At 58.6% G+C, this 7463-nt stretch carries 8 protein-coding genes and 1 pseudogene; 1 reads left to right on the top strand and 8 read right to left on the bottom strand.

All coding sequences use genetic code 11. The features are described 5' to 3' along the window. The 8 genes and pseudogenes from EN932_RS24265 to EN932_RS24215 all read right to left on the bottom strand — a co-directional run. On the bottom strand, positions 1 to 1366 hold a 1366-nt coding region (locus EN932_RS24265; protein WP_164890597.1), incomplete at its 3' end, for a methyl-accepting chemotaxis protein. A 515-nt stretch (positions 1367 to 1881) separates the two neighbouring features. Continuing rightward, positions 1882 to 2316: a type II toxin-antitoxin system VapC family toxin gene (locus EN932_RS24255; RefSeq protein ID WP_338101684.1), complete on the bottom strand. Its 435-nt coding sequence runs from the start codon at positions 2314 to 2316 to the stop codon at positions 1882 to 1884. Between the two features lie 11 nt (positions 2317 to 2327). Beyond that, the gene (locus EN932_RS24250) at positions 2328 to 2579 is read right to left on the bottom strand and encodes a type II toxin-antitoxin system prevent-host-death family antitoxin (RefSeq protein WP_024505312.1); all 252 of its coding nucleotides are present in this window, start codon (positions 2577 to 2579) and stop codon (positions 2328 to 2330) included. 119 nt (positions 2580 to 2698) lie between these two features. Beyond that, complete coding sequence (locus tag EN932_RS24245; RefSeq protein ID WP_127367419.1) at positions 2699 to 3052, bottom strand: hypothetical protein; 354 nt, start codon at positions 3050 to 3052, stop codon at positions 2699 to 2701. A gap of 155 nt (positions 3053 to 3207) precedes the next feature. Beyond that, entirely contained in the window at positions 3208 to 3855 is a 648-nt protein-coding gene (locus tag EN932_RS24240; RefSeq protein WP_127368293.1) for a helix-turn-helix domain-containing protein, read from the bottom strand. Positions 3856 to 3993: 138 nt separating this feature from the next. After that, a complete protein-coding gene (locus EN932_RS24235; protein WP_127368294.1) occupies positions 3994 to 4440 on the bottom strand; it encodes a pyridoxamine 5'-phosphate oxidase family protein in 447 nt (148 codons plus the stop codon). A gap of 323 nt (positions 4441 to 4763) precedes the next feature. After that, positions 4764 to 4883 (bottom strand): annotated as a pseudogene (locus EN932_RS39035) (cytochrome oxidase); the annotation flags it as partial. Positions 4884 to 5395: 512 nt separating this feature from the next. Further along, positions 5396 to 6286: a hypothetical protein gene (locus EN932_RS24215; protein ID WP_245483317.1), complete on the bottom strand. Its 891-nt coding sequence runs from the start codon at positions 6284 to 6286 to the stop codon at positions 5396 to 5398. Between the two features lie 168 nt (positions 6287 to 6454). Between EN932_RS24215 and EN932_RS24210 the strand changes: the two genes are divergently transcribed. Next, positions 6455 to 7463 (top strand): FkbM family methyltransferase (locus tag EN932_RS24210; protein ID WP_128369118.1); only part of this gene is annotated, 1009 nt, incomplete at its 3' end.

The raw sequence follows: 7463 nt of genomic DNA, 5'->3' as shown, positions 1-7463 counted from the left end.
GGCGGACCTGCTCGGAAAACTTGTCCATGCCCATCACCCCGGCCGCGACTGCCGACTGGATGTCCTTGACCATCTGCTCGATATCGTATGTGGAGACAGCTGTCTGGTCCGCGAGCCTTCGGATTTCCGTCGCCACCACTGCAAAGCCCCGGCCATATTGGCCGGCCTTCTCAGCCTCTATGGAAGCGTTGAGCGACAAAAGGTTCGTCTGATCGGCCACTTTGGTGATGGTCGTCACCACCTGATTGATGCTGCCGGCTTTCTCGCTCAGGATCGCGAGTTTGGAATTGATCGCGCCGGCCGCTTCCATGACCTGCTGCATGGTTTCTTCCATACGGGTTAGCCCCGCTTGCCCTCCGCCGGCGACGGCAGCAGTTTGCTCGGCAACTGTCGAGACCTCGTTCATCGTGCGGACGAGCTCGTTTGACGTGGCGGAGATCTCCTTGGCTGTCGCGCGGATTTCTGTTGTGGTCGCTGCGATTTCAGTCGCAGTTGCCTGCTGTTGCTTGGAGGTGGCGGCGATCTCAGTTATCGATGTGCCGACCTGTATGCTGGACCTTTGAACCTGACCAATGAGGGTTGTGAGATCGTCCGCCATTGCGTTGAAGCCGTCGGCAAGCACGCTGAATTCGTCTCGGCGCCTCAGATCGAGGCGTTCGCTGAAGTCGCCTTGCCGCATCAATTGAACCGCGTTGACCAAACGAGTGAGCGGACCTGTAATGGCGCGAAACAGCTGGTAACCCAAAAGAAGGGCTAGTCCGAGGGCTATCAACAAGCCAACGCTCAAACCGACTTCGGCCGTTCTAACGATCGAGCTGATCCGCTGCGTCGCGCTGTTTGCCTCGCCTCTGTGATCCTCAACCATGGCCTGCAGAGCGGACTGCAACTTTACAAAGATCGGCTCTACGGTGTTCTTGATGGCCAGGCTTTCATTGGGAGTTTCACCTTTCGACAAGGCAGCCCGGCTTGTGTCCAGCACAGCAGTTTCAGCCAGACGAAATTGGTTGGCGAGTTCTTTGACGACTGCATAATTCTGCTTGTCGATGTCGGAGACGATTGTTGCTTCATAGTCGCCCATCGACCGCTGCACTTGGTCGCGATTGGTCGTGATCGCGCTTTCAAGCGTGCTTCTATCCGATGGGTTGTCCTGAAGGGCATATTCCTGAAGCAGACTATGGGCCGTCATCTGGCCCATCATGATCGCGGTGCTGTGATAGAGGTCTGGAAGGATGCCCTTCTCGACCTCAGTCGCCTCCTGCCCCGCCTGAAGAAACCAGGCGTACGCGATGACGGCGATCACGGACATGACCACCAGAACGGCAGCGAAACTGACGAGGATGCGGTGGCGTATTGTCAGACTCTTCATGGATCCGATTCACCAATGGGGGCATCGTGGGCTGCGCGACAAGCGCTCGTTCCGACGTGTTCGAAAAAGGTGCGTCGAAAAGCGGTAGTCTGACGCTGAATGGTTTCTTTTCCGTTCCATCACTAATGATGGCGATGCCGCTCGCCAGAAGTGACGGTCGAGGACACGTCTTCCGTCGGCGCACATCAGCCCGACATCCGCTGGGCGGCACGCCCGCGTCAAGGTGGGTGGATGACTGATTGTTACCGTCTCGTTGGACGTCGATGAGAAAGGTATTCAATGACGATGAAGCTCTCACCTCACGTCCAAGGCCCTGTCAGCGTTGGGCCTTTGAAGCAAACAACCTGGACAGCCCATAGGCAACAAGGCCTATGAACCTTGAAGGGGCACAAATACGCTGGCCGCTGGTCGATCCAGGAAGTCCGGTGCACCGCCATCAGACTCGCCCAGCGTCGCATAACCCCGCCTACGTCATCGCATGGTCATGCTGGAGGCGCCCATCGGTCGCCGTCCGCCTATTCTGGAAGCCCGATGAACGGATTCTGATGCCGAATGCCGAGCGGCCTGAAATCCTTCTCGTTGTCCGTGAGCACGATCAGATCGTGTTGCATGCCTGTTGCAGCAATAGCGATGTCCTCGAAACCAGGTGAGATGCCAGCGGCCCGAGCGACTGTCATGAGTTGCCCAGTTATTGTTGCCGTTTCGAGGTCAAGAGGGAGGATGCGGCTACTGTAGTAGTGACGGATTTCTCCCCACCATTCAGCGAGCGCGCCCGCCTTCTTGGTGGCACCGGTTCGCTTGGCGTTCGCGATGCCGTCCTCGATCTCGGCCAAGGTGATTACGGAGAGCCAAAGGTCGGACGATCGCTCGACTATCCAGGCCGCTAGTTTCTCATCGGAGGGCGTCCTGCGTTTTGAAGGGGCAAGCAAGCTGACGACATTCGTGTCCAAAAGGTACAATGTCAGAACGCCGGATCGCGCAGAGCCCGTGCGGGCTTTCGGCTTCGCGCTGGCAGGTCAGCTTCCTCCAGGGGCGAGTTTGTGAGCAGCCAACCCAGCGACGGCACACGGGAAAGGCGTTCGTATTCCGAATAGCTGATTACGACAGCCTCTCTTTTGCCGTGACGGGTGACGACCGTCGGTGTGCCCGCAACCGCTTCGTCGACCACATGTGAGAACGTAGCCTTGACGTCTTTGAGCTGAATCTCTTTCATCATGATTGCTCCCGTGACTAAAGTGGTCATATAAATTATGGAGCGAGTTTTGGCAAGGAGTCAGGACGGATCGGTGCGCCTCCGGCGCTCGATCTGCCGCCAGTTGGCAGGCTGACATCTCACATCAGGGCTAATCCGGAAAACCGCGTCTTCCCCGTTGATCTGGAAAGTACGGCGATCGACCCCGACACAATCGCGATTAGCCAGCAACACGCAGCAGCCGACACCGCCGACGGCAGATAGAGCCTGTCAAGACTGGACTGGGCGGCAGCGAGCAGCGGCTCGACCTTCTGCCCGGCGACGCTCAATTCGATGTCGGTTAGCCGCCGGGGTGATTTCTGGCCTGCAGGAACCAGCCTGTGCAACGAGGCCGAGCGCCGCCACGAATCGACCAGCGCCGATTTTTCAGCGGCATCCGACGTGATCGATGCTTGAACACGGTCTGCACGCAATGTGGCCATGTGCCGGTCCATGCCTTCCTCCCGAAGCCTGAACGCCGATAGACTTGCCGCTGTTTCCTCAATCTTCCAGCGGCATAACAGATGTCCTCCGCGCTGCTATCTTGCTCTTGTTGCCCCGCTGTCAAATGGTCTGAAGTGCTTGTACCATCCAGGAGTCGGAGCGCAGCTCATTCGCTCATCGCATGAAGCGCATCATGCCTGACGATTTCGATGCTGCGCAGGCTGAGCAGGCGGATGACGCCCTTGTCCTTCAGCCGGGTGAAGATCCGCGATACCGTCTCGATGGTGAGGCCAAGATAATCGCCGATATCCATGCGCGACATCGGAAGTTCGACCTGCCGCAATCCGCCCTGGCGCTCCGACAGGTCGACCAGGAACGCGGCGACGCGTTCGATGGCGCTCTGGCGACCGAGGACCAGCAGGTGTTCCTGCGCTCTGGTCAACCCCTTCAGCGCCAGAGGCAGCAACTGATGGGACATATCCGCTCCAGCTGTGGGGCGGAAGACGCGGACACCGGTGGAATTGACCGCTTCAGCAAAGAAATGGTGCGTCGTGTCGGCTTCGAAGCCGAATGTCTCTCCGGCGAGATGAAAGGCACTGATCTGCCGGCGGCCGTCAGCAAGCAGGCGGTAGACGCGGACGGCGCCGAACTCCACCTGGTAGAAGCCTCCGGCCTTCTCGCCCTGGGCGTAGATTTCCGCGCCTGCGGGATAGAAGCTGAGTGGTTGCAGCAGTGCGGGCTCAAAAGCCTCCGGCAGGTTGGGCTGGGCAGACCGTGACGGCAGCGAAATTCTGGAGGAGGTGTACGCGTGCATGGCTGTTTTCCCGGTTTATCCGTGACACAGCAATCGCGCGAATCCGCGGGTCGCGAAATTCGGTTATGTCCCTACGGGAAACTACCTAGAGCCGCTCCTCCTGAATCGGTCCAGCGCTGGTCGCCACAGTGAAGAAAGCTATTCACTTGCTTCACGGCCCGTCACCTGTTGGATCATGATACGGAAGAAAACGTGGGGTGCGCTGTCCGACACCGGAGGCATGACTGGCTTGAGGGCGCCGGGCTCCCACCAAGCGGCATGCTTGCTCAATATCGACCATGCATGGTCACGCTCGAGCTTGTGGCCAATCCGGTCCGGCAGTTCCTCATAACGGCCGTCGACGACGACGCTTCTCCAGCCTCGGCCCTGGCCGCGTTCACCCACCTGGACGGACACCAGGGGATTGGCACGCATCCAGTCGATCTTCTTGCCGGGCATGGAAAACGCGTAGAGATGATTGTCGGCGTGCGCATAGTGCACCGGCACCACGTAGGGCTGCCCATCCTTCGCGCATGCCAGATGACCGACACGGTTGGCGGTCAGCAATTTCGTGCATTCCAAGGCGGATAATGTGCGGATCAGCATGTGAGATCTCCTGAGTCTATTGGTCGTCCAACAGACTGTTGGCCCAGCCGCCGGAGCTGTCATTGATCGCAATCAAGGCAGGCTTGCCGCTCGTCCGCAGCGGCATAGGCGGCAATTTCGTAAATGATTTAAATCAAGGCGCTGCTTGCCGCTTCCCCAGATCATGGGGAGATGTGGAAGCCGATCATGAGCGCTCCGTTTGGTCGCGAACTCGAACTCGCCGTCTTCGACGAGGAGGGCGAACATGCGCTCGTATTTCCCTGTATAAAAGGCCGGCAGGGTTGGAAGCACGCCGGGACTGGCGTGCGCGTCGATATCCGCCCGTCGCGATACGGCTTATCCAGACCGGCGTCGGCGTCGACTTCCACAATCCAGACGCCGTCCTTCGGCATGTGCTGGGCTGCGAATTCCTGGTCCGAGGCGGGCGCGAGGATGACCGACTTGTGGCTGTTGCCCACGATTTCACGTCAGCCTTCCTCGCGCCGGTCTTGCCCGCCTCGTATTTCACTTCATTATCTGCCCGCCAGCAACCTTCGCGCGGTCCTCATTGCGTCCACGGGTTGTTCCAGTACTGGCCATTTCGTCCTCCAAAGGATTGCCATTCCAGACCCGATAACGCCGCCAGACTCTTCCGGTTCAATCTGTCGACTACCGCTTTGAACCGAATTCCACGCACACGATTGAATCGAGCCATGAATTCGAGTTCGACAAGTTGATGGGTATCGCGCTCAGGTCGCGATTCCGGCCCATGTTGCATGTCGCGCGGCCTGACCAGTCCTGCCAGAGCTCACGATGGCGGACTCGGCGCCGAAAAGCGCCGCGAGCCGAGATGCCATATCATAACGCCAATGTGCGTGTGAGCCCGCGAGCAAGGAAACGACCGACATGTCTTTGACCGGACACGGTCATCGAGCGCAGGCTAAGCCGGTCCGTCGCCTACCGGCCTAAGCGCTCTTCACTTGGCCCGCTGTTGAACGTGCAGCAGATCACGCAGGCGGATCGGCAATCTGGGCGAAGCGCGCAATTCGACACAACTCGCCTCCCAGTGTCCGAGGTACTCGGCGATCGGCATGCTGGTGCGGCCAGGCCAGCGGTTGAGTGCCCCCAAAGCCTCTACGCAGTCCGGCGCGCGGCCGTATTCGGCGAGGATGGTCAGCGACATTGCCTGGGCGAACGGATTAAGAGCGGGCATTTCGATCTCGCCGCGGTGGTCGGCGAACCACGCAGCGGCGTCGCGCGTGAGCCCCTGGCTTTCAGCGAGCGCTGCATAACGATCGATGATGTCCTGGCGGTACCGGGCGATGGCATCGCCGAAGGCATTGTCGCCGGCGAAGGGCGGCGCCTCCTTCCAGCTTTTCGCCAGACGTGCGAGCCCACGCAGCGAGTGGGCCTCCACCATGGTCTCCTCGATCCATTGGCAAGGCGGCGCCGGCCTGGCGTCCGGTTGCCAGCTGTTGCAGAGCACATGGCCGAGTTCGTGCCCGAACTGGTAGGCGAGCTTCGACCAGTCACGCTCGCCGATATCGACGATGATCCAGGCCATACTGCTGCCGTCCGGATGCAGCCAGATTGCCGGCGTGCCGGAAGTGTGCTCGTCGACACGCAGGCGCGTCGGCTGGCGGTCGGACAGCAGGCGGACGCCGTCGAGGCATGCATGCCGCATGCGTTCGACGACCTGATCAGCGGCTCCCTCAAGCATGTGGCCCCAGTCGCCGGCAAGCTCGATGGGGGCGGTTAGGAGGTTTGGTTGCGAGCTAGCTGAGGAAGGTGGGGAAGACATGACCCCGTAGCCTGTGCTCCAACCGCCCGAGGGTGTCAACGCCACTGGTGTGAGGCTGCCGGCCACTGAACCTGCAAGCAAATTTAGGAGATCTCGTCGCAGCAACTTCGAAACTCGACCATGTTGCCCTGCAAGGAGAAAAATAGGAAGTCCAGCTTGTTCTGCCATCGGCCGAGGTCTAAGCGTAGACCCCTTGAGAGTTGAACTACTCGGAAGCGGCTAGGGGACTCGAGGGTGGGCGAGGCGATCTTTACCAAAACGTATGTTGGCGATGCTTTATCAAGCTGGCAGGTCGTCCACGAAATGTCGACTCATATCGTTGGCGGAGCTTTGGTCGTTCGCGACAGTGACCGCCGTGACTGGCATCTTCTACGACTTCACGATTCAGCTTTTCTGTTTCGAATGGTTCGGATGAGGTGCGTCCTCAGATTCTTCCCCACGACCACCACAAACTTCTATATCCATCACTATGGTTCTTTGGATGTTGCCGAAATTGCACTCGACGGCACCATAATAAACAGGGGTATCAGTCACACCATTTCGATCAACGCTCATCCAGATGACACGATCGAGATCGATGTGAGCTTTTTGAGTTGCCACGGGTCTCTCTCAATAGGCTGCTCCGACAATGGTCGTCCCGTCTACGCCGGCACTGGACTCGAACAGTTTGCACTCTTGAGCGTTCTGGTTGAAACGTTTGATGCATACCCCGAGTTGTCTCGCACGCCGGCAGAGGAGCGGATCACCCTCGTCGATGTTGGCGGCCAAGGAGGGCTACAGCTCAAGTGGATGCTGCGAGCCGATCATATTACGCCCGTCGTGTTCGAACCCTTGTCGTCGGAAGCGACGGTGATACGACAAACCCTCGATCGAATTCCGGGCGCGCAAGTGGTGGAAAAGGCGCTGGCAAACACTTCTGGCCCCCAAAAGCTGTATATTACTGCCGGATCATACTGCTCGTCTTTGCGAGAGCCAAACTTTGAGATCCTGCAGAACTACTCAGTAGCCCGTGTCTTCAACGTTGTCAGCATGCAAGAGGTCGAATGTGTTCGATATGACGAATTGTTCCGCGCAAGCGCGGTTCCGTCACCGGATGTTATAAAAATAGACGTCCAAGGTCTTGAATACGAAGTTCTGCTTGGTTTCGGCCACCTTCTGGAATCCTGTTTGGCTATCGAGCTGGAAACGCATGTTGTTCCGATATATCGAGGACAAAAGCTGATTGGTGACATAGTCGACATTC

This window comes from Mesorhizobium sp. M7A.F.Ca.US.002.01.1.1, from assembly GCF_004022955.1.
GTDB classification, from domain to species: Bacteria; Pseudomonadota; Alphaproteobacteria; order Rhizobiales; family Rhizobiaceae; genus Mesorhizobium; species Mesorhizobium ciceri.
The sequence above is the reverse complement of the archived record's forward strand: the minus strand, read 5'-3'. Positions and strand labels throughout refer to the sequence as shown.

What these genes read in the sequence shown, in the direction of transcription:
- EN932_RS24250 (WP_024505312.1), bottom strand. Translation starts at nt 2,579, where the DNA reads ATGAAAGAGATTCAGCTCAAAGACGTCAAGGCTACGTTCTCACATGTG.
- EN932_RS24245 (WP_127367419.1), bottom strand. Translation starts at nt 3,052, where the DNA reads ATGGACCGGCACATGGCCACATTGCGTGCAGACCGTGTTCAAGCATCG.
- EN932_RS24240 (WP_127368293.1), bottom strand. Translation starts at nt 3,855, where the DNA reads ATGCACGCGTACACCTCCTCCAGAATTTCGCTGCCGTCACGGTCTGCC.
- EN932_RS24235 (WP_127368294.1), bottom strand. Translation starts at nt 4,440, where the DNA reads ATGCTGATCCGCACATTATCCGCCTTGGAATGCACGAAATTGCTGACC.